At 71.7% G+C, this 25,436-nt stretch carries 28 protein-coding genes; 16 read left to right on the forward strand and 12 right to left on the reverse strand.

What is annotated here, in order from left to right; translation table 11 throughout:
• Positions 1–33 precede the first annotated feature (33 nt).
• From ACYVAQ_RS20355 to ACYVAQ_RS20365, 3 genes are all read right to left on the reverse strand, one after another.
• Complete coding sequence (locus ACYVAQ_RS20355) at positions 34–1,236, reverse strand: ScyD/ScyE family protein (protein WP_460792343.1); 1,203 nt, start codon at positions 1,234–1,236, stop codon at positions 34–36.
• A gap of 107 nt (positions 1,237–1,343) precedes the next feature.
• A complete protein-coding gene (locus ACYVAQ_RS20360) occupies positions 1,344–1,646 on the reverse strand; it encodes a MoaD/ThiS family protein (protein ID WP_460792344.1) in 303 nt (100 codons plus the stop codon).
• Between the two features lie 8 nt (positions 1,647–1,654).
• Positions 1,655–2,770 (reverse strand): WD40/YVTN/BNR-like repeat-containing protein, encoded by a 1,116-nt coding sequence (locus ACYVAQ_RS20365; RefSeq protein WP_460792345.1) that lies wholly within the window; start codon positions 2,768–2,770, stop codon positions 1,655–1,657.
• A 123-nt stretch (positions 2,771–2,893) separates the two neighbouring features.
• On the opposite strand from ACYVAQ_RS20365, the gene ACYVAQ_RS20370 reads away from it, so the two are divergent.
• Positions 2,894–3,565, forward strand: coding sequence for an HAD family hydrolase (locus ACYVAQ_RS20370; RefSeq protein WP_460792346.1), 672 nt, complete (start codon positions 2,894–2,896; stop codon positions 3,563–3,565).
• 40 nt (positions 3,566–3,605) lie between these two features.
• Positions 3,606–4,337, forward strand: a complete 732-nt coding sequence (locus ACYVAQ_RS20375) for a methyltransferase domain-containing protein (RefSeq protein ID WP_460792347.1) — start codon at positions 3,606–3,608, stop codon at positions 4,335–4,337.
• A gap of 6 nt (positions 4,338–4,343) precedes the next feature.
• Here the strand turns inward: ACYVAQ_RS20375 and ACYVAQ_RS20380 are convergent, their stop codons facing one another.
• From ACYVAQ_RS20380 to ACYVAQ_RS20395, 4 genes are read right to left on the reverse strand one after another with little or no spacing between them, the layout of a single operon-like run.
• On the reverse strand, positions 4,344–4,778 hold the full coding sequence (locus ACYVAQ_RS20380) for a hypothetical protein (RefSeq protein ID WP_460792348.1): 435 nt from the start codon (positions 4,776–4,778) through the stop codon (positions 4,344–4,346).
• Complete coding sequence (locus tag ACYVAQ_RS20385) at positions 4,778–5,602, reverse strand: lysophospholipid acyltransferase family protein (RefSeq protein ID WP_460792350.1); 825 nt, start codon at positions 5,600–5,602, stop codon at positions 4,778–4,780. The genes ACYVAQ_RS20380 and ACYVAQ_RS20385 overlap by 1 nt, the downstream gene beginning before the upstream one ends.
• A gap of 44 nt (positions 5,603–5,646) precedes the next feature.
• On the reverse strand, positions 5,647–6,867 hold the full coding sequence (locus tag ACYVAQ_RS20390; protein WP_460792351.1) for an aminotransferase-like domain-containing protein: 1,221 nt from the start codon (positions 6,865–6,867) through the stop codon (positions 5,647–5,649).
• Positions 6,864–7,517 (reverse strand): TetR/AcrR family transcriptional regulator, encoded by a 654-nt coding sequence (locus tag ACYVAQ_RS20395; RefSeq protein WP_460792352.1) that lies wholly within the window; start codon positions 7,515–7,517, stop codon positions 6,864–6,866. The genes ACYVAQ_RS20390 and ACYVAQ_RS20395 overlap by 4 nt, the downstream gene beginning before the upstream one ends.
• Positions 7,518–7,633: 116 nt before the next feature.
• Between ACYVAQ_RS20395 and ACYVAQ_RS20400 the strand changes: the two genes are divergently transcribed.
• The 5 genes from ACYVAQ_RS20400 to ACYVAQ_RS20420 are packed head-to-tail and all read left to right on the forward strand — an operon-like array spanning position 7,634 to position 13,488.
• The gene (locus tag ACYVAQ_RS20400; protein WP_460792353.1) at positions 7,634–8,563 is read left to right on the forward strand and encodes an ABC transporter substrate-binding protein; all 930 of its coding nucleotides are present in this window, start codon (positions 7,634–7,636) and stop codon (positions 8,561–8,563) included.
• A complete protein-coding gene (locus ACYVAQ_RS20405; RefSeq protein WP_460792354.1) occupies positions 8,560–9,459 on the forward strand; it encodes an amino acid ABC transporter permease in 900 nt (299 codons plus the stop codon). The genes ACYVAQ_RS20400 and ACYVAQ_RS20405 overlap by 4 nt, the downstream gene beginning before the upstream one ends.
• Positions 9,459–10,220: an amino acid ABC transporter ATP-binding protein gene (locus tag ACYVAQ_RS20410; RefSeq protein ID WP_460792355.1), complete on the forward strand. Its 762-nt coding sequence runs from the start codon at positions 9,459–9,461 to the stop codon at positions 10,218–10,220. The genes ACYVAQ_RS20405 and ACYVAQ_RS20410 overlap by 1 nt, the downstream gene beginning before the upstream one ends.
• A complete protein-coding gene (locus ACYVAQ_RS20415; protein WP_460792356.1) occupies positions 10,220–11,896 on the forward strand; it encodes an amidohydrolase in 1,677 nt (558 codons plus the stop codon). Before ACYVAQ_RS20410 ends, ACYVAQ_RS20415 begins: the two co-directional genes overlap by 1 nt.
• Positions 11,893–13,488 (forward strand): thiamine pyrophosphate-binding protein, encoded by a 1,596-nt coding sequence (locus ACYVAQ_RS20420; protein WP_460792357.1) that lies wholly within the window; start codon positions 11,893–11,895, stop codon positions 13,486–13,488. The genes ACYVAQ_RS20415 and ACYVAQ_RS20420 overlap by 4 nt, the downstream gene beginning before the upstream one ends.
• Before the next feature lie 15 nt (positions 13,489–13,503).
• Here ACYVAQ_RS20420 and ACYVAQ_RS20425 read toward each other — a convergent pair whose 3' ends face one another.
• On the reverse strand, positions 13,504–14,070 hold the full coding sequence (locus ACYVAQ_RS20425; RefSeq protein WP_460792358.1) for a M23 family metallopeptidase: 567 nt from the start codon (positions 14,068–14,070) through the stop codon (positions 13,504–13,506).
• 350 nt (positions 14,071–14,420) lie between these two features.
• Between ACYVAQ_RS20425 and ACYVAQ_RS20430 the strand changes: the two genes are divergently transcribed.
• From ACYVAQ_RS20430 to ACYVAQ_RS20440, 3 genes are all read left to right on the forward strand, one after another.
• Positions 14,421–14,699: a hypothetical protein gene (locus ACYVAQ_RS20430; RefSeq protein ID WP_460792359.1), complete on the forward strand. Its 279-nt coding sequence runs from the start codon at positions 14,421–14,423 to the stop codon at positions 14,697–14,699.
• Positions 14,692–15,984, forward strand: coding sequence for a M20/M25/M40 family metallo-hydrolase (locus ACYVAQ_RS20435; RefSeq protein ID WP_460792360.1), 1,293 nt, complete (start codon positions 14,692–14,694; stop codon positions 15,982–15,984). The genes ACYVAQ_RS20430 and ACYVAQ_RS20435 overlap by 8 nt, the downstream gene beginning before the upstream one ends.
• A gap of 66 nt (positions 15,985–16,050) precedes the next feature.
• Positions 16,051–17,250 carry a cytochrome P450 gene (locus tag ACYVAQ_RS20440; RefSeq protein WP_460792404.1) on the forward strand — a complete coding sequence of 400 codons (1,200 nt, stop codon included), beginning with the start codon at positions 16,051–16,053 and terminating at the stop codon, positions 17,248–17,250.
• A gap of 46 nt (positions 17,251–17,296) precedes the next feature.
• Here ACYVAQ_RS20440 and ACYVAQ_RS20445 read toward each other — a convergent pair whose 3' ends face one another.
• Positions 17,297–17,536, reverse strand: coding sequence for a DUF5703 family protein (locus ACYVAQ_RS20445; RefSeq protein ID WP_460792361.1), 240 nt, complete (start codon positions 17,534–17,536; stop codon positions 17,297–17,299).
• 5 nt (positions 17,537–17,541) lie between these two features.
• Positions 17,542–18,495, reverse strand: a complete 954-nt coding sequence (locus ACYVAQ_RS20450) for an aldo/keto reductase (protein WP_460792362.1) — start codon at positions 18,493–18,495, stop codon at positions 17,542–17,544.
• 69 nt (positions 18,496–18,564) lie between these two features.
• Here ACYVAQ_RS20450 and ACYVAQ_RS20455 point away from each other — a divergent pair, with 69 nt between their 5' ends.
• Positions 18,565–19,392, forward strand: a complete 828-nt coding sequence (locus tag ACYVAQ_RS20455; RefSeq protein WP_460792405.1) for an undecaprenyl-diphosphate phosphatase — start codon at positions 18,565–18,567, stop codon at positions 19,390–19,392.
• A 1-nt stretch (position 19,393) separates the two neighbouring features.
• On the opposite strand, the gene corA is transcribed toward ACYVAQ_RS20455, so the two are convergent.
• Positions 19,394–20,374 carry a magnesium/cobalt transporter CorA gene (gene corA, locus ACYVAQ_RS20460; protein ID WP_460792363.1) on the reverse strand — a complete coding sequence of 327 codons (981 nt, stop codon included), beginning with the start codon at positions 20,372–20,374 and terminating at the stop codon, positions 19,394–19,396.
• 25 nt (positions 20,375–20,399) lie between these two features.
• Between corA and ACYVAQ_RS20465 the strand changes: the two genes are divergently transcribed.
• From ACYVAQ_RS20465 to ACYVAQ_RS20485, 5 genes are read left to right on the forward strand one after another with little or no spacing between them, the layout of a single operon-like run.
• Positions 20,400–21,101, forward strand: coding sequence for a histidine phosphatase family protein (locus ACYVAQ_RS20465; RefSeq protein WP_460792364.1), 702 nt, complete (start codon positions 20,400–20,402; stop codon positions 21,099–21,101).
• 10 nt (positions 21,102–21,111) lie between these two features.
• The gene (locus ACYVAQ_RS20470; RefSeq protein ID WP_460792365.1) at positions 21,112–21,657 is read left to right on the forward strand and encodes a DUF3090 domain-containing protein; all 546 of its coding nucleotides are present in this window, start codon (positions 21,112–21,114) and stop codon (positions 21,655–21,657) included.
• 13 nt (positions 21,658–21,670) lie between these two features.
• Positions 21,671–22,408 carry an SCO1664 family protein gene (locus ACYVAQ_RS20475; RefSeq protein WP_460792366.1) on the forward strand — a complete coding sequence of 246 codons (738 nt, stop codon included), beginning with the start codon at positions 21,671–21,673 and terminating at the stop codon, positions 22,406–22,408.
• A 23-nt stretch (positions 22,409–22,431) separates the two neighbouring features.
• On the forward strand, positions 22,432–23,655 hold the full coding sequence (gene mshC / locus ACYVAQ_RS20480) for a cysteine--1-D-myo-inosityl 2-amino-2-deoxy-alpha-D-glucopyranoside ligase (protein ID WP_460792367.1): 1,224 nt from the start codon (positions 22,432–22,434) through the stop codon (positions 23,653–23,655).
• Positions 23,655–24,566 carry a hypothetical protein gene (locus tag ACYVAQ_RS20485; protein ID WP_460792368.1) on the forward strand — a complete coding sequence of 304 codons (912 nt, stop codon included), beginning with the start codon at positions 23,655–23,657 and terminating at the stop codon, positions 24,564–24,566. The genes mshC and ACYVAQ_RS20485 overlap by 1 nt, the downstream gene beginning before the upstream one ends.
• Here the strand turns inward: ACYVAQ_RS20485 and ACYVAQ_RS20490 are convergent.
• Positions 24,563–25,408: a PAC2 family protein gene (locus ACYVAQ_RS20490; RefSeq protein ID WP_460792406.1), complete on the reverse strand. Its 846-nt coding sequence runs from the start codon at positions 25,406–25,408 to the stop codon at positions 24,563–24,565. The genes ACYVAQ_RS20485 and ACYVAQ_RS20490 overlap by 4 nt on opposite strands.
• Positions 25,409–25,436 lie beyond the last annotated feature (28 nt).

The raw sequence follows: 25,436 nt of genomic DNA on the forward strand, positions 1-25,436 counted from the left end.
GCGCCAGATCGGGTCCGGTCGCCGGAGGGGAGCTCAGCCCCCGACGGCCAGCCGCATCACCCCGCCGTTGATGCCGGGCGCGGAGGACCCGACGGTCACGTACATGGCTCCGTCGGGGCCCTGCGCGATGCCGCCGGGCAGGGGCAGCCGGCCGGCGCCGAAGTGGGACTGCATCGACGGCGAGGCGAAGGGGATCCGCACCACGTCACCGGGAGGCGTCGCCCCGAGGCCGCCCGCGAACATCTCGGTCGCCCAGAAGTTGCCCTGCCGGTCGAACGTGCACCCGGTGATGGTGGTCAGGCCCGTGGCCCAGACCGTCGGCGCGGACGGGAAGCTCCCGTTCGGGTCGACGCGCCACACCCGGGAGAGGCCACCCGTGCCGGGTGGGACGAACAGGTTCGAGACGAAGTCGAGGGTGCCGACGTACAAGAACCCGTCGGGGCCCTGGGCGATGCAGGTCGGCGTCGCGTCACGGAACGCCCCGAAGTCCTCGTTGGGCAGGTAGGCCACCACACGTGCGGTGCCTCCCGGCATGATCTCGCTGATCGTGTTCGCGCCGGCGTCGGCGACGAAGGTGCGGATCCGGTCGGTCGCCGGGTCCTTGGTCACGAGCACGCCGTACGGGTTCGAGTCGGGGAAGTCGCTGGGGAACAGGTCGGCGTGGTCGCCCGTCCACTGGTACATCTGCGAGCCGACGTCCGCCAGCGAGGTCGGGGCCCCGGTGGCTCCGTCGAGGCGGTAGAGGTGTCCCGCCTGCGGGTCGTTCACCTGTCCGTCGGACGCGGCCAGCACGCCGGGCGTCGACTCGCTGGTGATCATCTGGACCTGGCAGCCGTTGCGCTGGCCACGGCTGTGCTTCATGCATCCGCGACCGAACGCGCTGATGCCTTCCGGCCCCAGCACGTCGGGCGGCGCGGACGGGTCCTCGGTCGCGTACACGGAGCTGAAGCTCGTGCTCCAGGCCGGGGTGGTCGAGCCCCACCGGTACTTGTCGACCTTCCCGCTGTGCGTCATCCCGGCCGGCCCGTCGCCCGCGACGCCCGACTCGGCGACGTACATGCTGCCCTGTCCGTCGAACGCGATGCCCCGCGGCGCGGCCAACCCGCCCAGGACGGGCGTGATGGTGACGGACGGATCGGCGTGCCCGATGCCGGCAGCGCCCACCAGTGCACCGCCGGTCAAGGTGATGACCGACGCCACCGACACGACACGGCTACGGAAGCGAGGAATGGACATGGTTCTCCGATCGTCGGGGCGCTAGGGGAGCGGCAGGACCACCGCGACCTCAGTCTGTGACGTACGTCACGTCGAAGCCATCCCGCGGATCGGTGGTACGGCGTCGGTCAGCCGCCGGCCATCGCCCCGACGACGAGGAAGGGCTCCTTGCCGGCCGCGACGCGGTCGGGGAGCGGGGCGTCCGGGTCCTCGTGGGAGAGGTCCTCCTCGCAGGCGAAGAAGCGGACGAACGAGCGGCGGCGGGCCGTGGCCCGGTCGCGGATCGTGCCGGCGAGCATCGGGAAGTCGGCCTCGAGGGCGTCGAGCACGGAGCGCTGGGTGACGGCGCCCTCGACCTCGACGCAGACGTCGCCGTGGACCTTCGCCAGGGCGCGCAGGTGGGCAGGGAGGACGACGTGGATCGTGGACATCGGCGGCCTCAGGGGAGCGTCTGGACCTCGACCGACAGGACGGCCGGGAGGTCGCGGGCGACGGTCCGCCACGTGTCACCGGAGTCGGCCGAGGCGTAGACCTGGCCGCCGGTCGTGCCGAAGTAGACCCCACACGACTCGTGCCGGTCGACCGCCATCGCGTCACGGAGCACGTTGACGTAGCAGTTCTCCTGCGGCAGGCCCTCGGTCAGCGCCTCCCAGTCGTCGCCGCCCGCGCGGCTGCGGTAGACGCGGAGCCGGCCGTCGGGCGGGAAGTGGTGGGAGTCGCTGGTGATGGGGACGACGTAGACCGTCTCGGGCTCGTGCGCATGGACCGCGATCGGGAAGCCGAAGTCGGTGGGCAGGTTGCCGCTCACCTCCTGCCAGCTGTCTCCGCCGTCCTTGCTGCGCATGACGTCCCAGTGCTTCTGCATGTAGAGCACGTCGGGGTTGCTGGGGTGCAGGTCGAGGTGGTGGACGCAGTGGCCGACCTCGGAGTCCTGGTCGGGGATCTCGCCGGACCGCAGGCCCCTGTTGATGGGCTGCCAGGTCGTGCCGCCGTCGGTCGTGCGGAACGCGCCGGCCGCGGAGATCGCGACGTAGAGCCGATCGGGGTCGGTGGGGTGCTCGAGGATCGTGTGCAGGCACATCCCGCCCGCTCCCGGCTGCCACTGCGGGCCGGTGTCGTGCCGCCGCAGACCCGAGAGCTCGGTCCACGTGACGCCGCCGTCGGTCGACTTGAAGAGCGCGGCGTCCTCGACACCGGCGTACACCGTCTCGGCGTCGTGCTGGGAGGGCTCCAGGTGCCAGACCCGCGTGAACTCCCAGGGGCGGAGGGTGCCGTCGTACCACTGGTGCTCGCCCGGTACGCCGTCGTAGGTGAAGTCGTTGCCGACCGGCTCCCACGAGCGGCCGCCGTCGTCGGACCGGTGGATGACCTGGCCGAACCAGCCGCTGCTCTGCGAGGCGTACAGCCGGTCGGGCGCCAGCGGCGAGCCCTTCACGTGGTAGATCTCCCAGCCCGGGAAGTGGGGGCCGTCGACCTCCCAGCTCGACCGCTCCTCGTCCGAGGTCAGGATGAACGCGCCCTTGCGGGTCCCCACCAGTACACGCGTGCCAGCCATGGTGCCGATCCCTTCGCCGTAGGTCCTCGCGACGCTACTCGCGAGGACCGACATCGGCTATGCCCGGCGCGGCCGCATCGGTCCGTCCGGACATGAGGTCGGGTCGGTGGGGAACCAGGGACCATGGACACCTTCGACACCGCCGTGCTCGACATCGACGGCACGCTCCTCGACTCGACCTACCAGCACGCCGTGGCGTGGGCGCGCGCCTTCGACGCGGTCCTCGACGAGCACGTGCCGGTGTTCGCGATCCACCGCGCGATCGGCATGGGCGGCGACCGGCTGGTGGCCGCGGTGGCGGGGGAGGAGGCCGAGCGACGGCACGGCGACGAGGTCCGGGCCCGCTGGAAGAAGGAGTACGACGCCGTCATCGAGCACACCGGGCTCTTCGACGGAGCGCGCGACCTGCTCGACGCGCTCCAGGAGCGCGGGCTGGACGTCGTGCTCGCCAGCTCGAGCATCCCCGAGCACGCCCAGCGCGCACTCGACCTGCTCGACGCCGACCGCCGCTCCGACGCGGCCACGACGAGCGAGGACGCGGAGGAGTCCAAGCCGAGCCCGGAGATCCTCGACAAGGCCCTGGAGAAGGTCGGCGGCGGTCGCGCGGTCATGATCGGCGACGCGGTGTGGGATGTCGAGGCGGCCGGCCGGATCGGCGTACCGACCATCTGCCTGCTGGCGGGCGGGTCAGGTCGCGACGAGCTCCTCGACGCGGGCGCGGCGGTCGTGCTGCGCGACTGCCGCGACCTCGTCGAGCACCTGGACGCCGCCCTGGAGCGCGCCGGTCGGACCTGAGCTCCCGGGAAGTGCGCGCTGGTCTGCGTAGCATCGCGACGTGCACTTCTCGGCCTTCCGCGCCATGGCGCGCAACATCGACGCCTTCGTCCCCAAGGACCGCCCGATCACGGTCCTCGACGTGGGCTCCGGCACGACCGAGGACCGGATGGAGAAGGGACTCACGCACGGAGCTCTCTTCGCCGAGCACGACGCCACCATCATCGGCGTCGACATCATCGACGGCCCGAACGTCGACCGGGTGCTGACCAAGCCCTACCGCTACCCGGTCCGGACCAACAGCGTCGACGTGGTCGTCTCCGGACAGGTCTTCGAGCACATCCCGTTCTTCTGGGCGGCCATGTTCGAGGTCGCCCGCGTGCTCAAGCCCGGCGGCATCTTCATCATGACCGTGCCCTCCCGGGGCCACAAGCACATGCTGGTCGACTGCTGGCGGTTCTACGACGACGGCGTCCGGGCGATGGCGGCGTTCACCGGGCTGCACCTCAAGCGCGCGCACACCGACTACATCCCGGCGCGTCCGGGCGAGCGCCGGTACTGGGACTACCCGGCGGACCGCCAGGACGTGCACTACTGGGGCGACACGGTCGGCGTCTTCGAGAAGCCGGTCGACTACCCGACCCGTCGGATGGCCGTGGTCCGAGGACCGCTCGTCTGGTGGGCGAACAAGAAGGATCCGGCGTTCATGTCCTCGATCGAGAAGGCCGCCGCCGTCCGTGAGCGGCAGCGCCGCAAGCGCGAGCGTGCCCGCCGCGAGCGCGGGGAGGCGTGAGCCCCGTCAGCCCTCGCCGAACTCCAGCTGGTGGCGCAGCTGCTCCAAGCCGGCCCTGACGTGCCGGCCGACGATGCCGCGGGCCAGCCGCCCGGTCATCGCGGCGAAGAGGAGCCCGGTGAACTCCGTCGTGACGGTCACTGTCACCCGGGCGTGGTCATCCTCGGGCGTCACCTCGAGCAGCGCGCTCTGGCTGGTGCCGCGGATCGACTGCCACGACAGGGTCGTCCCGTCGGTGGGGCGTACGACGACCCGCCCGCCCACGTGGATGGTGCCGATGTCGAGGAAGAGGTCCCACTCGGCCGACCCGTCGGCGTACTCACGGATCAGGGAGATCCGGCCACCCACGAGCGGCAGGACGGCACAGGCGTCCGTGGCCACCGTCGCGACCTCGGCGAAGGGGCGGCGCACGAGCACCGACTCCACCACGGGCGCGGCCATCAGCCGAGCACCGGGAAGACCGACTTGGCGGCCAGCTGGGACAGGCCCACCTGCATCACCGAGGTCACGTAGTCGTACGCCGCGTCCCAGTCCGGCTCGTCCCCGAAGCGCTCCTGCAGGTCGATCGGCGGCAGGACCTGCACCCGGATCTTCGCAGGGAGCGAGATGTGCGGCAGGTCCCCGGGGATCAACAGCCACGGGATGCTCATCGAGATCGGCACCGACTTGATCCGCAGGTACTTGTCGAAGCGCAGCAGCTGCGCGGTCCGCCGACCGTCGTTCAGCACGAAGAAGGTCTCCTGCCCGCCGGTCGCGACGACGGGGACGATCTTCACCCCGGCCGCGTGCGCGAGCTTGAGGAAGCCCTTGCGACCGTCGAAGACGATCTTGTTGCGGTCGCGGAACGGGCGCAGCGCCTCGACGTCCCCTCCCGGGTAGACCAGCACGTTAGCGCCCTCGTCGAGCAGCTCGCGCGCGGTCGTGGGCCCCGCCTGCACCACTCCGAGCCGCCGGGCGATGTCACCGAGCACCGGCATCCGGGTGATGACCTCGTGCGCGAGCCCGAACAAGGGCCGCCCCTCGACGGTGAAGTACGTCGAGTAGGCCAGCAGGAAGGCGAAGGTGTCCGGGATCATCGCCCCGCCGCTGTGGTTGCCCACGAACAGCACCGGCTCGTCCGGCACGTTCTCGAACCCGTCCACCTCGGCCCGGTGGTAGATCTGCAGCGCGAGCCAGAACCGAGGCAGCATCCGCCGGATGAACTCGGGGTCACGCCCGGCGAAGCCCTCCGGGACCTTGCGCAGCGACGGCAGTGGGAGCCCCATGCGCACAGTCTGGAGGCTGCCCTCGACGTACGTCGAGAAACCGCTCAGGCGAGCCCGCTGATCCGCCGGATCGCCGTCGTCAGCCGCTCGGCACCCTCGACCAGGTTCGCCTCGTCCTCGAGCGAGAACGCCAGTCGGAGCCGGTCGCGCCCCGCCCCGTCGGCGTAGAAGGCGGTGCCGGGGACGAAGACGGTCCGCGCGTCGATGGCGGCGTCCAGCACGGCGAGCACGTCGACCCCCTCGGGCAGGGACAGCCAGGTGAAGAACCCGCCGCGGGGCACCGACCAGGCGACGCCCTCGGGCGCCGTCGCGCCGAGTGCGGCGAGCAGGGCGTCGGCCCGCCCGCCGTACAGGCTGCGCGCGGTGTCGAGCACCGCCCGCCAGTCGTGCTGGTGGACGTACTCCTCGACCACCCGCTGACTCAGCACCGAGGCACAGATCGTGGTTGCCTCGGAGGCGAGCTGCAGCGGCCGGCGCAGCGGCTCGGGCGCGATCGCCCAGCCGACCCGCAGCCCGGGGGCCACGACCTTCGAGAACGAGCCCAGGTAGATGACGTTGTCGGGGTCGAGATCGCGCAGGCTCGGCATGCTGGTGCCGTCGAAGGAGAGCAGCCCGTAGGGGTTGTCCTCGAGGATGCTGACGCCCGCCTCGCGGCAGATGCGCACCACGTCGGGTCGCCGTTCAGCCGCCAGCGTCACGCCGCTGGGGTTGTTGAAGTTCGGGATCGTGTAGAGCGCCTTGACCGTGCGGCCGGAGCGCCGGACGCGGTCGATCGTCTCGGCGAGGTCGTCGGGGCGCAGGCCGTCCGCGTCGGTGGCGACGTGGACGACGTCGACCTGCATGCCGGCGAACAGCCCGATCGCGCCGACGTACGTCGGGCCCTCCGCCAGGATCACGTCGCCCGGGTCGCAGAGCAGCTTGACGACGAGGTCGAGCGCCATCTGCGAGCCGGCGGTGATCTGCACCTGGGCCGGGTCGACGGTCATGCCCTCGGCGGCCATCGTCGCGGCGACGGCGTGCCGGGCGCCCTCGGTGCCGAGACCGCTGCCGTACTGCAGGACGTCCAGCCCGTCGGTCGCGATCGCGCGGGCCGCCACCTCGGACAGCTCCGCCAGCGGGAGGACGGAGAGGTCCGGGTTGCCACCCGCGAGCGAGATGACGTCCGGGCGCATCGACACCTCCCAGAAGTCGCGGACGGGGGAGGGGCGGAAGCCGGCCGCGCGGCCCGCGAGGAGCGTGCTGAGGGACTCGACGGAGGCGGTCATCGGGCAGCTCCGGCCGTCTCGAGGTCGACGCCGAGCGCCGCTCCGGCGAAGGAGCGCAGCAGGGTGCGCATCCGCTCCGGGTCCATCCCGTAGGTGCCGTTGATCGCCTGCATCGCGAGGCCGTCGCCCAGGGCGACGACCATCGAGGTCAGCTCGGCGACGGTCGCGCTCGTGTGGAGCAGTCCGGCCTCGTCGGCGGCGGTCAGGGCGTCCTCGAAGAGCTGACGCCACAACGAGAGGCGGTCGGTGAGGCGGGTGCGCACCTCGGTGTCGAGCCGGGCCGCGGCGGTCACCTCGATCCAGAAGCCCCAGGCGTCGTGGAAGTCCTTGGCCCCGGCGACCACGTAGTCGAGCAGGGCGGCGAGCCGGGGGAGAGGGGCCTCCTCGCGCTCGGCGATCTGGCGCCACTCGTCCTGCGACTCGGCCATCCGGTGGTCGATGCACGCGGTGATCAGCCGGTCCCGGGTGCGGAAGTGGTGCTGCAGCATGCCGATGCTGAACCCGCTGGCCTCGGACACCGCGGCGAACGAGCAGCCGCCGACCCCGGCCGCGACGATGACGTCGGCGGTGTGGCGCAGGATCTCCGCGCGTCGCTGGGCGATGGCCTCCTCCGTGACGGCGTTGGTACGCCGCCGCGACCCGTCGGTCATCGGTCCTCCTCGCTGCTGGTGGCCCACATCTTGACAGTGGCCCGCGTCACCCCAACAATAAGTTGCACATATTAAAGTTGCAAGCCGAACCCGCTCACTCCAGGGAAGGTCACCCGATGACTCCAACCGCCCGCCACCTGATCGCCGCCCTCGCCCTTACCGCGCTCGGCGCGAGTGCCGCCGGCTGCTCGAACACCGAGAGCACCGCCGACGCGGCCGCCGCCCAGGGTGTCGGCGTGGGTGGCCGGGCCGCCGCCGACGCGGTGCTCACCGACAGCGCGGTGCAGAAGCTGGTCCCGGCCTCGGTGGCGTCGGCCGGCACGCTGACCGTGGTGACAGACCCGACGTACGCGCCGATGGAGTACACCGACGACAGCGGGAAGATCGTCGGGTTCGACGCCGACGTCGCCGACGCGGTCGCCCACAAGATGGGGCTGAAGGTCTCCTTCGACAAGGGCGACTTCAACGGCATCATCGCCGGCATCCAGGCGGGTCGGTACGACGCGTCGTGGGCCTCGTTCTCGGTCACACCCGACCGTGAGCAGAAGGTCGACATGACCAGCTACGTGAAGAGCGGCACCGCGGTCCTCGTCCGGCACGGCAACCCGGACAACATCGCCAAGATCACCGACCTGTGCGGCCGGACCGTCGCCGCGCAGACCGGCAACACCGCCGCTCTGACCACCCTCCCGAGCTTCCAGAAGACCTGTGCCGACGCGGGCCTGGGCAAGATCCAGGAGCTGATCCTGCCGCAGCAGGACAACGTCAACCAGGCGGTCTCGACCGGCCGCGCCGACGCGCTGCTGGCCGACAGCGCCCTGGTCGCCTACTACGCCCAGCTCCAGCCCGACGCGTTCAGCCAGGTCGACGGCATCTTCGTCGAGCCGGCGCTGCTCGGTGCGATCACCAAGAAGGGCACCGGTCTGGCGCCCGCGATCGAGGCGGCCGTGCAGTCGCTCATCGACGACGGCACCTACGCCAAGATCCTCACCGCGTGGGGCCTCAGCGCCGCGGCCGTCGACAAGGCGGGGGTGAACCAGGCATGAGCACCGCTCTGGCCACCGAGCACGACCGCATCGACTACGTCGCGATGTCCGGGCGGCCCGTCCTGCGCCGCCGCCGTCCGGGCCAGCTCGTCGCCATCGCGGTCCTCCTGCTGCTCGTCGCCTGGGCGATCGGCACGCTGATCACCAACGACGGCTTCGACTGGCCCGTGGTCGGTCGCTACCTGCTGGACACCCGGATCCTCTCCGGCCTGCTCGTGACCATCGAGCTGACCGTCATCGCCGAGGTGATCGGCATCGTCGGCGGCCTGCTGCTCGCCGTGATGCGGATGAGCGACAGCCGGGTCATCTCCGGCACCGCCGGCGCCTACGTCTGGTTCTTCCGCGGTACGCCGCTGCTCGTCCAGCTCCTCTTCTGGGGCTTCGCCGCCGCGATCTTCCCGCGCATCGGCGTCGGGGTGCCGTTCGGCGGCCCGCTGTTCGTCTCCTGGGACACCAACCACGTGATCTCCCTGATGACCGCCGCGATCCTCGGCCTCGGGCTGAACGAGGCGGCGTACACCGCCGAGGTGGTCCGCGCCGGGCTGCTGAGCGTCCCCAAGGGCCAGACCGAGGCGAGCCGCGCGATGGGCTTCGGCCGGACCCGGACGCTGCGCTACGTCGTGGTGCCGCAGGCGATGAAGGTGATCATCCCGCCGATCGGCAACAACGTGAACGCCATGCTGAAGACGACGTCCCTGGTCGTCGTCATCGGCGTGGGTGACGTCCTCTACAACGCCCAGCAGATCTACGCGAAGAACCTCGAGCAGATCCCGCTGCTCATCGTCGCGAGCATCTGGTACCTCGTCCTGACCACCCTGGTCGGCCTCGGCCAGAGCCGGCTGGAGCGCCGGTTCTCGCGCGACGCCGTACCGCTCACCCTGAGGGAGGCCCGCTGATGTCGGCCACCGTCGAGTTCCTGAACGTCCACAAGAGCTTCGGCCACGTCGAGGTCCTCAAGGGCGTGGACTTCGTCGTGCAGCCCAGTGAGGTCGTGTGCGTGATCGGGCCGTCCGGCTCGGGCAAGTCCACCCTGCTGCGCTGCGTGAACCACCTCGAGGTCACCACCTCGGGCGCGATCCTGGTGAACGGCTCCACGGTCGGGTACGACGTGCGCGGCGACCGCCTCGTCGAGGCGCCGGAGTCCGAGGTCGACCGCCGTCGCGCCAGGATCGGCATGGTCTTCCAGGGGTTCAACCTGTTCGGGCACATGACCGCGCTGGAGAACGTCATGTTCGGCCCGCTCAAGCTGCTCCGCACGCCGCGGGCCGAGGCCGAGGCGCGGGCACGCGCCCTGCTGGACCGGGTCGGGCTCGCGGACCGTGCCGACAACTACCCGTCCCAGCTGTCCGGCGGTCAGCAGCAGCGGGTCGCCATCGCGCGGGCGCTGTCGATGAAGCCGGACCTGATGCTGTTCGACGAGCCGACCTCGGCGCTCGACCCCGAGCTGGTGGGCGAGGTGCTCGAGGTGATGAAGAGCCTCGCCGCCGACGGCATGACGATGATCGTCGTGACCCACGAGATGGGCTTCGCGCGCGAGGTCGCGGACACGGTCGTCTTCATGGACGGCGGCGTCGTCGTCGAGCAGGGCGCCCCCGCGGACGTCCTGGTCCACCCGCAGCACGAACGTACGAAGTCGTTCCTCTCGAAGGTCATCTGATGCGCAAGCTGGTCACGTTCCACACGCCCGCGGCCGACGCCCGGGCCACGCTGCTCACCGGCGGCACCATCCACACCCTCGAGGACGGCCCGGCACCCGAGGCGGTGCTCGTCCTCGGTGGCGACGTCGTCGCGGTCGGCTCGCGCGAGCAGTGCGACGAGGTCGCCCGGTCGATCGCCGGTGAGGTCACCGTCGTCGACCTGGCCGGGGCCACGCTGGTCCCCGGCTTCGTCGACGCCCACGCCCACCCGTTGATGTATGGCCAGCTGATGACCTGGGTCGACTGCGGCCCGGACCGGGCCGGATCGATCCCGGAGATCGTCGCCCTGCTGCGGGCGGCCGCTGAGGGCACGCCGCCGGGCCGACCGGTCCGCGGGTTCGGCTACGAGCACCGGAACCTCGCCGAGGGCCGGCACCCGACCCGCCACGAGCTGGACGGGGTGGCCGAGGACCGCGAGGTCTACCTGATGAACGCCTCCGGCCACGGCGGCGTCGTCAACTCCTTCACCCTCGCCCTGCACGGTGTCGATCGCGACACCCCGGACCCGCAGGGCGGCACCTTCTTCCGCGACGCCGACGGCGAGCTGACCGGCGAGCTGTCCGACGCCGCGTGCAACGTGCTGACCGGGCTGCACGGGGTGAAGATCGGCCACCACGGCCCGAACTTCCACCTCGCCGACGAGCCCGAGGAGCACCTGCGCCAGCTCGCGGTCGCCCAGGAGCGGTTCCTGGCCGGCGGCGTCACGACGATCGGCGACGCCCAGGTCTCGAAGCGCGAGCTCGACATGTACCTGCGTCTCGCCGAGGCCGGCGACCTGAAGGTCCGGGTCAGCATGTATCTGCTGTCGCACCTGCTCGACGACGCGCTCGAGATGGGCCTGCACGGAGCCTTCGGCAACGACGTGCTCAGCTTCGCAGGCATCAAGCTGTACGCCGACGGCACGCTCGGCGGCTGGACGGCGTACTTCCCCGACGGGTACGTCGGTGACCCCTGCCGCACCGGGCAGCTCTACCACGAGCCCGAGGAGTACCGCGCTCTCATCCGGCGCGCGCACCTGGCCGGTCTGCAGACCGCGACCCATGCCCAGTCGCCCACCGCGATCGAGATGGTCGTCGGCGCGATCGAGGACGCGTTGGCCGAGCGGCCGGACGCCGACGCCCGGCACCGGATCGAGCACTGCGGCCTGCCGACGCCCGAGCAGATCGGGCGGATGGCGAGCGCGGGCATCCTGCCCGTCAACCAGCCCCAGCACCACTACAACTGGGGCGAGGGCGTCACCGCCGCCGTCGGTACGCCGGGGGAGCGGTTCAACCCGCTCGGCGAGATGGTCGCCGCCGGCGTACCGGTCACGATCAGCTCGGACGCGCCTGTCGCGGACCCGCTGCCGCTGGAGGCCCTCCAGGCCGCCGTCACCAGGGTGACTCGCCGCGGGGTCACGCTCGGCCCCGACAGCCTGCGGATCACCGCGGAGCAGGCGCTGCGCGCGCACACGCTCAACGGGGCGCGGGCCATCGGGCGCGAGGACGACCTCGGCTCGATCGCGCCCGGCAAGCGCGCCGACTTCGCCGTGCTCAGCGCGGACCCGCTCACCACCCACCCCGAGCGGATCGCGGAGATCGAGGTGCTGCAGACCTGGGTCGGCGGCGTCGTACGTCATGGAAAGGACAGCGAGTGAGGAACACCGGCCTGGCGGTGATGACCGTCCTGCGGGCGTACGGGATCGACACGATCTTCGGCATCCCCGGCACGCACAACCTCGAGCTGTACCGCCACCTCCCGGCGCTCGGCATCCACCCGGTGACCACCCGGCACGAACAGGGCGCCGGGTACGCCGCCGACGGCTGGTCGCAGCAGACCGGTCTCCCCGGCGTGGTCGTCACGACCTCCGGTCCGGGGCTGCTCAACGCGCTCTCCGCCGCCGCCACCGCGTACTGCGAGTCGCGACCGATGATCATCGTCGCGCCCGGCCCGGCCCTCGGCCAGGAGGGCGCGGATCGTGGCACCCTGCACGAGACCAAGGACACCGCGGGAGCGGCACGCGCGGTCGTCGAGTGGGCCCGCCGGGTCCGGACCGCGGTGGAGGCGGTCGAGGCCGTCCACGACGCGTTCACGCTGTTCCGCACCGGTCGCCCGCGACCGGTCTACATCGAGGTGCCGCTCGACGTGCTCGAGGCGCCCGCCGACGTCGCCGAGGAGCTGCTCGCCGCACGACCCGCGCCGGAGCCGGCGCCTGCCGACGCGAGCGCCCTGGGGGCAGCGGTCGAGGCGCTCGCGGGCGCGAGCGACGTGGTGATCCTCGCCGGCGGCGGGTCGCTCCCCGCGGGCGACGCGGTACGCCGCCTCGCCGAGCTGCTCGACGCCCCCGTCGTCACGACCCTCAACGGCAAGGCATCCGTGCCGGAGTCGCACCCGCTCTCGCTGGGCGCGGACATCCGCACCTCCACCGCGCAGCAGGTCTGCTCGCGGGCCGACGTGCTCGTCGTCATCGGCTCCAAGCTCGGCGAGGCCGAGATGTGGGGCGGCGCGGTCACGCCGCAGGGCACCGTCGTCCGCATCGACGTGCTCGAGGGCCAGATGGACGTGAACGTGCACGCCGACGTCCGGCTCGTCGGCAGCAGCGCCGCCGTCGTGCCGCAGCTGCTCACCGCACTGGAGACGGCGGGGGTGGGTGCCCGCGGATGCGGTGCTGCCGGGGCCCAGCGGCTCCGCGCCGCGATCCGGGTCGACGCGGGCTCGACCGCGCCGGAGCTCACCCAGCTGGCCGAGGCGATCGTCTCGGGTCTGCCGACGGACACGGTCGTCGCCGGCGACTCCTCGCAGATCACCTACTTCGGCACCTCCTCGATCCAGCAGGACGTGCCGCACTCCTTCCTCTACATGCCGGCCTACGCCACGCTCGGTTACGGGCTACCCGCAGCGATCGGGGCCAAGGTGGGCGCGCCGGACCGTCCGGTCGTGTGCGTGGCGGGCGACGGCGCGTTGATGTTCGCGATCCAGGAGCTCGCCACCGCCGTCGAACAGCGCCTGGACCTGGTCGTGGTGTGCGTCGACAACGGTGGCTACGCCGAGATCCGGCAGAACGAGGCCGACCGCGGCATCGCTCCGATCGGGGTCGAGCTGCACCAGCCGGACTGGGCGGCGCTGTGCCGGGCCTTCGGCGGTGACGGCGTCCGGGTGGACACGACGGCCGAGGTCGGACCGGCGGTCAAGGACGCGCTGGTCGCCGGCGGCGTACGCCTCGTGCACGTACGCCAGCCGCGTCCCTGACGCCGACGAGGTGCATCAGGGCTTCAGGCCCTGGTGCACCAGCCAGGTGAACGGGTCGACGGCGTCGCCGCCGTGCGGGTGCACCTCGAGGTGCAGGTGTGGGCCGGTCGTGTTGCCGGTCGCGCCGATCAGGCCGATGACCTGACCCGCCTCGACGTGCTCGCCGACCTTCACGTCGAAGGCCGACTGGTGGCAGTACCAGAGCACGGTGCCGTCGGTGAGCCGCACGACCGTCTTGTTGCCGTACGAGCCGTCGTACGACGCCGCCAGCACGACGCCGTCGGCGATCGCGTGGATCGGGGTGCCCTCGGGCGCGGCGAAGTCGAGACCGGTGTGGACCGTCCGCCACAGGCCGCTCACGTCACCGAACCGCCCGGTCAGCCGGTAGTGCCCGACCGGGAGCTGGACGGGCACGGGCTGCAGGGCGGGACGGTGCAGGACACGGGGAGCAGCCGACACCAGGAACAGGTCGGCGGTGGTCGCGCCGGCGTCGTCGCTCGGCACGACCGTGGTCGCTGCGACCGCGAGCCCGATCAGGCTCGGGGCGATCGCGGCGCGGTACAGGCTGGTGCGGAAGTTCATGGTCCATCTCGAATCGGTCGGGTGCTTGCTGTAGCAAGCAGACGCTCCAGTGAGCAGGACCGGCGTACGCCGCCGCAAACCCGACACGCCGCGGGATGTGGCCGGGGCCACCCGGCTGCGTCACACCTCCCGCTCAGGCGCGGAGGTTTTTGGGAGCGACGTCACAACAGGACCAAGGTCCCGGTAACGCCGACCGAACGGAGGCGTTGAATGGGCATGAACGCCACGCCCCGCATCCCGCAGGCAACGCTCCGCGAGGAGTGGGCCGTGGCTGTCACCCAGCTGTGGGCCCGTGCGCTCGGTGGGGCGGTCGCACAGGCCCACACTGCTGTGGTGGCAGACTTGCCCGCGTGCTACCGCTGAGCCTCGGACACCTCCTCGGAGTCGACGGAGGGGAGTGGTACTCGTTCTGGTCCGGCTTCGCCGCCGACGTCGGCGAGCTGGCGATCATCTCGGCTTCGCTGGGCATGTACAACAAGCACCGCTGCCATGTCGGCCGGTGCTGGCGTCTCGGCAAGTCCCCGATCGAAGGCACCGTCTGGGTGGTCTGCCACCGGCACCACCCGCACGGCAGGCCGACGGCCGCGGACATGGCGGCGCTCAAGCAGGCGAGGGCCGACGATGAGTGAGGTCGTCGAGATCTGCCACCGGCTGATCCGGATCGACACCACCAACGACGGCCGGAACGACGGTCCGGTCGAGCGCCCCGCCGCGGAGTACGTCGCCGGGCTGCTCGACGAGGTCGGCATCCCCGCTGAGGTCGTGGAGACGGGTCCTGGTCGGTCCAACGTCATCGCCCGCTGGGGCGGGTCCGGTGCTGCGGGTCGCCAGGACGCGCTGCTGGTGCACGGGCACCTCGACGTCGTACCGGCCGCCAAGGAGGACTGGCAGGTCGACCCGTTCAGCGGCGAGATCCGGGACGGCTACCTGTGGGGCCGCGGCGCGGTCGACATGAAGGACTTCGACGCGATGGCGCTGGCCGTCGTGCGGGCCCGCGCTCGCGAGGGACGGGTCCCCGAGCGCCCGCTGGTCCTGTGCTTCACGGCCGACGAGGAGGCCGGCGGCCACCACGGTGCAGACGTCCTGGTGCGCGACCACGCCGACCTGTTCGACGGCTGCACCGAGGCCGTCGGCGAGGTCGGCGGCTTCAGCACCACAGTGCGGGGGCAGCGGATCTACCTGATCGAGGCCGCCGAGCGCGGGATGGCCTGGATGAAGCTCACCGCGCGCGGCCGTGCGGGGCACGGCTCGATGATCAACGACGAGAACGCCGTCACGCGGCTCGCCTCGGCGATCGCCCGGATCGGCACCCACGAGTGGCCGGTCCGGCTGACGCCCACGATGCGGACGCTGCTCGCCACCGTCGGCGAGCTGGCCGGCGTCGAGGCGACCCCGGAGAACGCGACCGAGCTCGTCACGGAGTTCGGGGGAGCGGTCCGGATGCTCGGCGCGGTGCTGCGCAACTCGATCAACCCGACGATGCTCGATGCCGGCTACAAGGTGAACGTGATCCCCACCGAGGCCACGGCGTACGCCGACGGCCGGTTCCTGCCGGGCTACGAGGACGAGTTCTTCGCCACCCTCGCCGAGCTGGTCGGCGACGACATCACCATCGACTACCTGTCCAACCAGCGGCCCTGGGAGATGCCGTACGACGGCCGGCTGGTCGACGCGATGACGACCAGCCTCGTCGCGGAGGACCCGGGCGCGCTGGTGGCGCCGTACCTGATGAGCGCGGGCACCGACGCCAAGCACTTCAGCAGGCTCGGCATGCGCACCTACGGGTTCGCGCCGCTGCGGCTGCCCGAGGACCTCGACTTCACCGCGCTCTTCCACGGCGTCGACGAGCGCGTGCCGACCGACGCGCTGGAGTTCGGCGTCCGGGTCTTCGACCGGTTCCTCGACCTCGCCTGAGCCGCAATCCTCCCCGGGTCGGATGACAGACCGGGCCGCGAGGTCCACAGTGGCCGGGTGACCGAGATGTCCTACGTCTTCGACCCGTTCGCGCCGGGCTTCACCGACGACCCGTACCCGGAGTACCAGCGGCTGCGGGCCGCGGGGCCGGCGTACGAGCACCCGCTGGGGTTCTGGGTCACCGCCCGCTATGCCCACGTGTCGGACCTGCTGCGCGCCTCGATGTCGGTGGAGGAGCGCAACGTGCGCGGCCCGCTCGCCGAGCTCAACGCTGCGATGTACGGCGACCGCGAGGAGCGCGCGGGCGGGCTGTCGATGCTCGACCGCGACCCGCCGGTGCAGACCCGGCTGCGCAAGCTGGTGTCGAAGGTGTTCACGCCGCGCTCGATCGCCGCGCTGGAGCCGGGCATCACCGCGCTCGTCGACGACCTGCTCGACGCGATGTCGGGCACCGCCGACCTGATCGAGGAGCTGGCGTTCCCGCTGCCGTTCGCGGTCATCTCGGAGATGATGGGCATCCCGGACAGCTCCGACCACGCCCGCATGCGCGAGCTGACCGGCACCCTGGTGCGCTCCCTCGAGCCGGTCGCCGACCCGGGGCTCGCCGCTCAGATCATGGCCGCCGACACCGAGCTGACCGCCCTGTGCTCGGAGATCATCGGGTGGAAGCGCAGCAACCCGGGCGACGACCTGCTGACCGCGCTGATCCGCGCCGAGGACGACGGCGACGTCCTCGACGACGACGAGCTCGTGGCCCAGGTCCAGCTCCTCTACGTCGCGGGCCACGAGACCACGGTCAACCTGATCGGCAACGGCTTCCTCGCGCTGCTGGACAACCCGGACCAGTACGCGCTGCTGCGCAGCACACCCGAGCTCGCCGGCAACGCGGTCGAGGAGCTGCTGCGCTACGACTCGCCGGTCCAGCAGACGCGGCGGATCACCCTGGCGCCGTACGACGTCGGCGGCACCACGATCCCCGCGGGGAGCTTCGTGCTGGCCGGCCTCGGCGCGGCCAACCGCGACCCCGACCACTGGGGGCCGGACGCCGACCTGCTGCGGCTCGACCGTGCTGACGCCCGCACCCACCTGTCCTTCGGCGGCGGTGTACACCACTGCCTCGGCGCCGCGCTGGCCCGGCTCGAGGGCCGGGTCGTGCTGGAGCGGGTGGCGGCGCGGTTCCCGAGGATGGAGCGGGCCGGCGAGGTGACGTGGAACGGGCGGATCAACCTGCGCGGCCTCACCACCCTGCCGGTGGTCGTTGGTTGAGTAGCGCGAGCGAGGGACGAGCGAGCGCGTATCGAAACCAGCGACGCTACGCCGTCCGGATCGCCCGGATGATCTTGCGGCGCAGCACCACGCGGCGCTTGCCGTCCGGGCCGATCTGCAGCCGGTCGAGCTCCCAGCCGCCGTGCTCGGCACGCTCGACGAGCAGCTTGGTGACCTGGTTGCGGGAGAACCCGCGCTCGAACACGACCCGGTCGAACTCCCACTCGACGCCACGTCCGAGCCCGCGCATGATCTTCGTGCGCAGCTCGATCGGGGCCTCGGTCACCTCCCTCAACCCGCCACCTCGGAGACGTCGTCCAGCGCCGTGCGGATCTCGGGTGGGAGCGTGCGGCCCTCGGACAGCAGCGCGGTCCTGAGCTGGGCCGCGGTGCGCGCTCCCACGATGGGTGCCGCGACGCCGGGCCGGTCGCGCACCCAGACCAGCGCGACCTCGAGCGGGGTCCAGCCCAATCCGTCGGCCGCGCGGCACACCGCCTCGACGATGCCGCGGCTGCGGTCGTCGAGGTAGGCCTCGACGAAGGAGGAGAAGACCGGCGACGCCGCGCGGGAGTCCGACGGCGTGCCGGTGCGGTACTTCCCGGTCAGCACCCCGCGCCCCAGCGGCGACCAGGGCAGGACGCCCAGCCCGAGCGCGTCGCAGGCCGGCAGCACCTCGCGCTCGATGCGCCGGTTGACCAGCGAGTACTCCATCTGGGTCGAGGTGAGGAGAGCGCGGCCGACGCCGGCGCGCTGCCAGGTCGCCGCCTGGGCGGTCTGCCACCCGGCGTAGTTCGAGATGCCGACGTACGCCGCCCGGCCGCTGCTGACCGCGAAGTCGAGCGCGCCGAGGGTCTCCTCGAGCGGCACGTCGTCGGACCAGATGTGCACCTGCCACAGGTCGACGTGGTCGGTGCCGAGGCGCTTCAGCGAGGTGTCGAGACCCCGCAGCAGAGCCCCTCGGGACGTGTCGGTCGCCCGGTCGCCGCCGCGGCGCCAGATGCCGGCCTTGGTCGCCAGGACGACCTCGTCGCGGCCCACGACGTCGCCGAGCAGCGACCCGATGAGGGCCTCGGAGCGGCCGTCGGTGTAGCCCGCGGCCGTGTCGATCAGGCTGCCGCCGGCCTCGATGAACGCCACCAGCTGGTCGCGGGCCTCGTGCTCGTCGGTGTCCTTGCCCCACGTCATCGTGCCGAGGCCCAGCCGGGAGACGCGGAGGCCGCTGGCGCCGACGTACCGATGGTGCATGGCGAAAACCTAGTCCGGCGTGGGGCGAAGCGTGGATGCGGCTCGCCGTTACGCTTGCGCGCGATGATCATCAACTACCTTGACTCCGTGGTGCTCGGCGTGGTCGAGGGACTCACCGAGTTCCTCCCCGTCTCCAGCACCGGTCACCTCACGATCGCCGAGAAGCTGCTCGGCCTGCCGATCGACAACGACGCCGTCACGGCGTACACCGCGGTCATCCAGATGGGTGCGATCGCCGCGGTCCTGCTGTTCTTCGCGCGCGACATCTGGCAGATCGCCCTCGGTTGGTGCCGCGGGCTGGTGAAGCCGGAGTACCGCGGCACGGCCGACCACCGGATGGGCTGGTACGTCATCCTCGGCTCCATCCCGATCGGGATCGTCGGCCTCGCGGCCAAGGACGTCATCTCCGGCCCGCTGCGGTCGCTGTGGGTGGTCGGCGCCGCGCTCGTCGTGTGGAGTGCCGTGATGGTGTACGCCGAGCGCACGGCGCGCCAGGAGCGCGACCTGAAGAAGGTCACGATGCGCGACGCCCTCGTCGTCGGCGTCGTGCAGTGCATCGCGCTCGTGCCCGGTGTCTCGCGCTCGGGCGCCACGATCTCCGCCGGGCTCATCGGCGGCCTGGACCGGGTCGCCGCCACGAAGCTCAGCTTCTTCCTGTCGATCCCCGCGCTCACCGGCGCCGGGCTCTACGAGCTCAAGGACGCCGTTGGCCAGGGGATCGGGGTCGGCCCGACCGCCGTCGGCACCCTGATCAGCTTCGTGGTCGCCTACGTCTCGGTCGCCTGGCTGCTCAAGTTCGTCGCCGGCCACTCGATCGCCGCGTTCGTGCCCTACCGGGTCGTGGTCGGCGGGGTGCTGCTGGTGCTGCTGGCCACCAACGTCATGTCGGCGACCTGACCTACAGCCAGCCGGACTTCTTGAAGAACCAGTAGAGGCCGCCCACGATCAGCACCATGAGGGCCAGGGCGTAGGCGTAGCCGAACTGCCAGGACAGCTCCGGGATGTGCTTGAAGTTCATGCCGTAGACGCCCGCGATCAGGGTGGGGACGGCGGCGAGCGCGACCCCCGCGGAGATCTTGCGCATGTCGTCGTTCTGCTGCACCGACATGCGGGCCATGTGGGCCTCGAAGGCGGTCGAGAGGAGCGAGTCGAGGGTGTCGATCTCCTCGGCGGCTTGGGCGAGGTGGTCGGTCACGTCCCGGAAGAACGGCATCGCGCCGGCCTCGATCATCGGGACCCCACCGGTGGCGAAGCGCCGCATCGGCTCGCGCAGCGGCAGCACCGCACGGCGTACCTCCGACAGCTCGCGCTTGAGGATGTAGATGCGGTTGGAGTCGTCGGTGCGCCTGTCGGAGAAGACCGACGCCTCGACCTCGTCCACGTCGACCTGCAGCTCCGCGACGACGTCGGTGTAGCCGTCGACGACCACGTCGCACACGGCGTAGACGACGGCCGAGGGGCCGTGGTCGAGCACCGACTGCTGCGCCTCGAGCGTGTGCCGGGCGTCGCTGAGCTGCGCGCCCCGGCCGTGGCGCACCGTGATCACGAAGTCGGTGCCGATGAACATGTTGATCTCGCCGGTCTCGACGGCGTCGTCCTCGTCGACGTACCAGAGCGTCTTGAGGACCAGGAACAGGCTGCCCTGGTAGGTCTCCAGCTTGGGCCGCTGGTGGGCCACGACCGCGTCCTCGACCGCCAGCGGGTGCAGGCCGAACGCCTGCGCCATGTCGGACAGCTCGGTGTGGCTGGGCTCGTACAGGCCGACCCACACGAAGTCGCCCTCCTCGGAGGCGTTCTTGCGCAGGGTGGCGTAGTCGTGGACGTGGCAGTCGACGGGGAGTCGGGTGCCGTGTCGGTAGACAGCGCTGTCGACGATCACAGGTCAACGCTAGCCTTTCGGGACGATGGCGACGCTGATCCTGGTGCGGCACGGCCGCACGACCGCGAACGCGTCCGGCACGCTGGCCGGCCGGCTCCCCGGCGTACGTCTCGACGAGACGGGGGAGCAGCAGGCCGCACGTGCCGGCGCCCGGCTCGCCGCAGTGCCGCTCGCGGCGGTCGTGAGCAGCCCCCAGGAGCGCTGCCGGCAGACCGCGAAGCTGCTGCTCGCGCCGCGTGACGAGCGGCCGCGCGTGCTCTCCGAGCGTGGGCTCGCCGAGTGCGACTACGGCGAGTGGCAGGGCCGCCCGCTCAAGGAGCTGGCCAAGGAGAAGCTCTGGGCCACCGTCCAGCGGCAGCCGTCCGCGGCGACCTTCCCCGGCGGTGAGTCGATGGTGGAGATGAAGCACCGCGCCGTCTCCGCCGTACGCCGTCGGGACGCCGCCATCGAGGCCGAGCACGGTCCCGGGGCGGTGTGGGTGGCGGTCAGCCACGGCGACATCATCAAGTCGCTGCTCGCCGACGCGCTCGGCATGCACCTGGACCTGTTCCAGCGGATCCAGGTGGATCCCGCCTCGATCTCGATCATCCGCTACACCGCCGACCGGCCCTACGTGCTGGCCACCAACACCCACGACGGCGACCTGTCCTGGCTCGGCGCGAAGCCGAGCGGCCGGGGCCGTCCGAAGGGCGCGGTGGTCGGTGGCGGTGCTGGTCCTTCTCACTAGGGTGGGCGCCATGGGCATCGTCCACGCTTTCGACCCTCCCGAGCGCTTCGTCGCCGGCACCGTCGGTGAGCCCGGTTCGCGGACCTTCTTCCTGCAGGCGCGCGACGGCGCGCGCCTGGTGAGCATCGCGATCGAGAAGGAGCAGGTCGCCGCGCTCGCCGAGCGGGTCGACGAGCTGCTCGACGAGGTCATGACCGAGACCACGACCCGCACGGTCGTGCCCGCGGTCGCCCCCGTGGCGCTGGCAGACGACGACCCGCTCGAGCAGCCGATCGAGGAGGAGTTCCGCGGCGGCACCATGACCCTGTCGTGGGACCCCGACGACGAGCGGGTCGTGATCGAGGTGTTCCCCGTCGGCCAGGAGCCCGACGAGAACGGCGAGGCGAGCGAGATGCTGGTCGTCCGGCTGGAGCCTGCGGTGGCCCGCTCGTTCGTGCAGCGCACCGCGCTCGTGGTCGGCGCCGGCCGCCCGGACTGCCCGTTCTGCGGGCAGCCCATCGACCCGGACGGGCACCTCTGCGTCCGAGCCAACGGCTTCAAGCGCCGCGCTCCCTGAGCCCGACGAGACGGTGCTGACGCTCAAGGGCCGGATCATGCCGGCCTCCAACGCCACGTTCCTCGCCGAGCTCGAGGACGGCCGGGAGGTCGTCTACAAGCCGATCGCGGGGGAGCGGCCGCTGTGGGACTTCCCCGACGGCACGCTGGCCGGCCGCGAGGTCGCGGCGTACCTCGTCTCCGAGGCGACCGGCTGGGGCATCGTCCCCCGCACCTGGATCGGCGACGGTCCGCACGGGCGGGGGATGGTCCAGGAGTGGCAGCAGGTCGCGGACGACGACGCGGTCTCGCTGGTGCCCGGAGGGCAGGTGCCGGCCGGGTGGCTCCCCGTCGTCGAGGGGTACGACGAGCGCGACCACCCCGTCACGCTGATCCACGAGGACTCCGCGGCGCTGCGCCGGATGGCCGTGTTCGACGCCGTCGTCAACAACGCCGACCGCAAGGGCGGCCACGTGCTCGCGATGGCCGACGGGCGTCGGCTCGGGGTCGACCACGGCGTGACCTTCCACCACGAGAACAAGCTGCGCACGGTGCTGTGGGGCTGGGCGGGGTCCCGCCTCACCGAGGAGGAGCTCGGCGTCCTGCGCGCGCTCGAGGAGGCGTTGACCGGTGATCTCGGCGAGGTCCTGGTCGCGCACCTGACCGGCCACGAACGCCGCTCGCTCCGCGCGCGCATCCGTCGGCTCGGCGAATCGGGTCACCTGCCGTCGCCCGGGGACAGCTGGCCGAGCATCCCGTGGCCACCCTTCTGATCGCTGCCCACTAGCATCGCTGCATGCGCGCCTGGTCTGCCCCGGAGATCCCCTCGCTGCCGGTCACCGGTCCGGAGGTGGTCGTCCACGACACCGCCACCGGCGGGAAGGTGGGCGTCACCCCCGAGGGCGCGGCACGGCTCTACGTCTGCGGCATCACGCCGTACGACGCCACCCACATCGGGCACGCCAACACCTACGTCGCCTTCGACCTGCTCAACCGCGCGTGGCGGTCGGCCGGGCACGACGTGACCTACGTGCAGAACGTCACCGACGTCGACGACCCTCTGCTCGAGCGCGCCGAGAAGATCAAGCTCGGGTGGGACGAGCTGGCGCTGCGCGAGACCGACCTGTTCCGCCGGGACATGGAGGCGCTGCGCGTCATCCCGCCGGACCACTACATCGGTGCGGTCGAGTCGATCCCGCTGGTGATCGAGATGATCCAGCGGCTCGAGTCAGCCGGTGCGACGTACACGGTCGACACCGACGTCTACTACGCCGTCTCCGCCGACCCGGCGTTCGGCAAGGAGTCCAACTACGACCGCGACACGATGACGCGCCTCTTCGGCGAGCGGGGTGGCGACCCCGACCGGCCGGGCAAGCGCGACCCGCTCGACGCGGTGATGTGGCGCGGTGAGCGTCCGGGCGAGCCGTCCTGGGACAGCCCGTGGGGCAAGGGCCGTCCCGGCTGGCACATCGAGTGCGCCGCCATCGCGATGGAGCACCTCGGCGGCGACTTCGACGTCCAGGCGGGCGGCAGCGACCTGATCTACCCGCACCACGAGCTGTGCGCCGGTCACGTGCAGGCGCTCGGCGAGGGCAGCTTCGCCAAGACGTACAGCCACGCCGGGATGGTCGCGTACGACGGGCAGAAGATGTCCAAGTCGCTGGGCAACCTGGTCTTCGTGTCCGCCCTGCGCAACGCGGAGATCCACCCGATGGCGATCCGGCTCGCGCTGCTGCGCCACCACTACCGCGCCGACTGGGAGTGGACCGACGCCCAGCTCTTCGACGCCGTCGACGACATCGCCCGCTGGAAGCGCGCCCTCGCCAGCCCGGCCGGCGCCGACGCGGCTCCGGTCGTCACCGAGATGCTCGCCGCCCTCGCCGACGACATCGACGCGCCGCGGGCGACGGCCGCGGTCGACGCCTGGGTCGACGCGACCCTCGCCGGCGACGCGACGGACACCGACGCCCCGGCGACGGTCCGGACGCTGCTCGACGCGGCCCTCGGCGTACTGCTCTGATGCGGTGGTCCCGCGGCGCCGCAGCCAGCGGCCACGCGGGCACCGCCGTCGCGATCCGGTGCACCGGACCCGGCCCCGACGTGGACCGGGTGGCGGCCTTCTTCGCCGACGCCCTGCCCGACGCCGAGATCTGGTTCGTGGCCGACCGTCGCGGCGCGGGCACGGCCCGCCGCTTCCCCGACGAGGGCCGCGTCATCGCGCTCACGGACCGGTGGCTGGACGAGGCCGGGCTGTTCCACGCCCGCACCAACGTGGGGTGGCGGTGCGGCGACTACGCCTACTACGCGGCGCTCGACCGCCCCTGGGACCACCTCTGGCTGGCTGAGCCGGACATCGCGTTCCAGGGTGATGCCCGCGCGATCATCCGCGAGGCGGAGCGCAGCGACGCGGCCCTGATCGGCACGCGGATCTCCCGCCGGGGCAGGGCGTGGCGCTGGTCGCGGGCACTCGAGGCCGTGGAGCCGAACGCCCAGACGTGGGGCATGCTCTTCCCGCTGAGCCGCGTCTCGAGGCCTTTCGCGGTCACCGCCTTCGAGAGCCGGGTCGCGATGACGCCCCGGCTGGCGGTGGACGAGGGCCTGGCCGTGCCGAACGACGAGGTGTTCGTGGCGTCCATGGCGAAGACCGGCGGCTACGGCACCCTCGACCTCGCCGCGACGTACCCCGACGCGTTCCGGAGCTGGGGCTGGCAGGTCCGGCACTGCCTGGAGGAGCTGTCGGACGAGACCGCGATCGTCCATCCCGCACTGTCACGCGACGACCTCGTGCGCGCCCTCGTGGACGAGGCGCAGGCGGCGCTGGCCAAGGGGCGGTTCAACCCGACGATGGCCGCAGTGTCGGCCGACCTGCGGGCAGCGGTGCTCGACCACGTGCTGGCGGGCTACGACGGGCCCGACCAGCCGCCTGCCTAGCCGTCCTCGCCGCGCCGCTTGAGGTACCGCTCGAACTCGCGCGCGATGGCCTCGCCGGACGCCTCGGGCAGCTCGGTCGTGTCGCGCGCCTCCTCGAGGCTGCGCACGTAGTCGGCGAGGTCCTCGTCCTCCTCCATGAGCTGGTCGACGCCGCGCTCCCAGGCCTTGGCCTCCTCGACCAGGTCACCGAGCGGGAGGCTCGTCTGGAAGAGCTCCTCCAGCTTCGTGAGCAGGGCGAGCGTCGCCTTCGGGCACGGCGGCTGGGCGACGTAGTGGGGGACCGCGGCCCAGTAGGAGACGGTGGGGATGTCGAGCCGCACGCAGGCGTCCTGGAGGACGCCCGGGATGCCCGTGGGACCCTCGTACGTCGAGGTCTCGAGGTCGAGCCGGTCCAGCAGCTCGGGCTCCGACGTGCTCCCGCTGACCGGCACCGGACGGGTGTGCGGGGAGTCGGCGAGGAGGGCGCCCAGGGTCACGACCAGCTCGGCCCCGAGGTCGTCGACGACCGCGAGCAGCTCGGAGACGAACGCACGCCAGCGCATGTTCGGCTCGATGCCGCGGATGAAGATGACGTCACGGTCCAGGTTCGCCGGCTTCGCGACGGCGATGTGGGTGCTCGGCCAGGTCAGCTTGCGGTGGCCGTTCTCGTCGATGCCGACGTCGGGCCGGTTGACCTGGAAGTCGTAGTAGTCCTCGGGGTCGATCGCCCCGATGACGTGCGCGTCCCACTGCCGCATCAGGTGGTCCACGACCGCCGTGGCCGCCTCGGCGCCGTCGTTCCAACCCTCGAAGGCGGCGATGACAATCGGGTCGACCAGATCGCGGACCTTCTCGAACTCCATCACGGGTCGAGCCTAGTAGCATGGGTGG

Source organism: Nocardioides maradonensis (genome assembly GCF_054777115.1).

What these genes read in the sequence shown, in the direction of transcription:
- ACYVAQ_RS20485 (WP_460792368.1), top strand. Translation starts at nt 23,655, where the DNA reads ATGCGGTGGTCCCGCGGCGCCGCAGCCAGCGGCCACGCGGGCACCGCC.
- ACYVAQ_RS20490 (WP_460792406.1), bottom strand. Translation starts at nt 25,408, where the DNA reads ATGGAGTTCGAGAAGGTCCGCGATCTGGTCGACCCGATTGTCATCGCC.
- ACYVAQ_RS20410 (WP_460792355.1), top strand. Translation starts at nt 9,459, where the DNA reads ATGTCGGCCACCGTCGAGTTCCTGAACGTCCACAAGAGCTTCGGCCAC.
- ACYVAQ_RS20395 (WP_460792352.1), bottom strand. Translation starts at nt 7,517, where the DNA reads ATGACCGACGGGTCGCGGCGGCGTACCAACGCCGTCACGGAGGAGGCC.
- ACYVAQ_RS20415 (WP_460792356.1), top strand. Translation starts at nt 10,220, where the DNA reads ATGCGCAAGCTGGTCACGTTCCACACGCCCGCGGCCGACGCCCGGGCC.
- mshC (WP_460792367.1), top strand. Translation starts at nt 22,432, where the DNA reads ATGCGCGCCTGGTCTGCCCCGGAGATCCCCTCGCTGCCGGTCACCGGT.
- ACYVAQ_RS20400 (WP_460792353.1), top strand. Translation starts at nt 7,634, where the DNA reads ATGACTCCAACCGCCCGCCACCTGATCGCCGCCCTCGCCCTTACCGCG.
- ACYVAQ_RS20470 (WP_460792365.1), top strand. Translation starts at nt 21,112, where the DNA reads ATGGGCATCGTCCACGCTTTCGACCCTCCCGAGCGCTTCGTCGCCGGC.
- ACYVAQ_RS20385 (WP_460792350.1), bottom strand. Translation starts at nt 5,602, where the DNA reads ATGGGGCTCCCACTGCCGTCGCTGCGCAAGGTCCCGGAGGGCTTCGCC.
- ACYVAQ_RS20465 (WP_460792364.1), top strand. Translation starts at nt 20,400, where the DNA reads ATGGCGACGCTGATCCTGGTGCGGCACGGCCGCACGACCGCGAACGCG.
- ACYVAQ_RS20355 (WP_460792343.1), bottom strand. Translation starts at nt 1,236, where the DNA reads ATGTCCATTCCTCGCTTCCGTAGCCGTGTCGTGTCGGTGGCGTCGGTC.
- ACYVAQ_RS20435 (WP_460792360.1), top strand. Translation starts at nt 14,692, where the DNA reads ATGAGTGAGGTCGTCGAGATCTGCCACCGGCTGATCCGGATCGACACC.
- ACYVAQ_RS20450 (WP_460792362.1), bottom strand. Translation starts at nt 18,495, where the DNA reads ATGCACCATCGGTACGTCGGCGCCAGCGGCCTCCGCGTCTCCCGGCTG.
- ACYVAQ_RS20405 (WP_460792354.1), top strand. Translation starts at nt 8,560, where the DNA reads ATGAGCACCGCTCTGGCCACCGAGCACGACCGCATCGACTACGTCGCG.
- ACYVAQ_RS20425 (WP_460792358.1), bottom strand. Translation starts at nt 14,070, where the DNA reads ATGAACTTCCGCACCAGCCTGTACCGCGCCGCGATCGCCCCGAGCCTG.
- ACYVAQ_RS20365 (WP_460792345.1), bottom strand. Translation starts at nt 2,770, where the DNA reads ATGGCTGGCACGCGTGTACTGGTGGGGACCCGCAAGGGCGCGTTCATC.
- ACYVAQ_RS20390 (WP_460792351.1), bottom strand. Translation starts at nt 6,867, where the DNA reads ATGACCGCCTCCGTCGAGTCCCTCAGCACGCTCCTCGCGGGCCGCGCG.
- ACYVAQ_RS20440 (WP_460792404.1), top strand. Translation starts at nt 16,051, where the DNA reads ATGTCCTACGTCTTCGACCCGTTCGCGCCGGGCTTCACCGACGACCCG.
- ACYVAQ_RS20380 (WP_460792348.1), bottom strand. Translation starts at nt 4,778, where the DNA reads ATGGCCGCGCCCGTGGTGGAGTCGGTGCTCGTGCGCCGCCCCTTCGCC.
- ACYVAQ_RS20370 (WP_460792346.1), top strand. Translation starts at nt 2,894, where the DNA reads ATGGACACCTTCGACACCGCCGTGCTCGACATCGACGGCACGCTCCTC.
- ACYVAQ_RS20360 (WP_460792344.1), bottom strand. Translation starts at nt 1,646, where the DNA reads ATGTCCACGATCCACGTCGTCCTCCCTGCCCACCTGCGCGCCCTGGCG.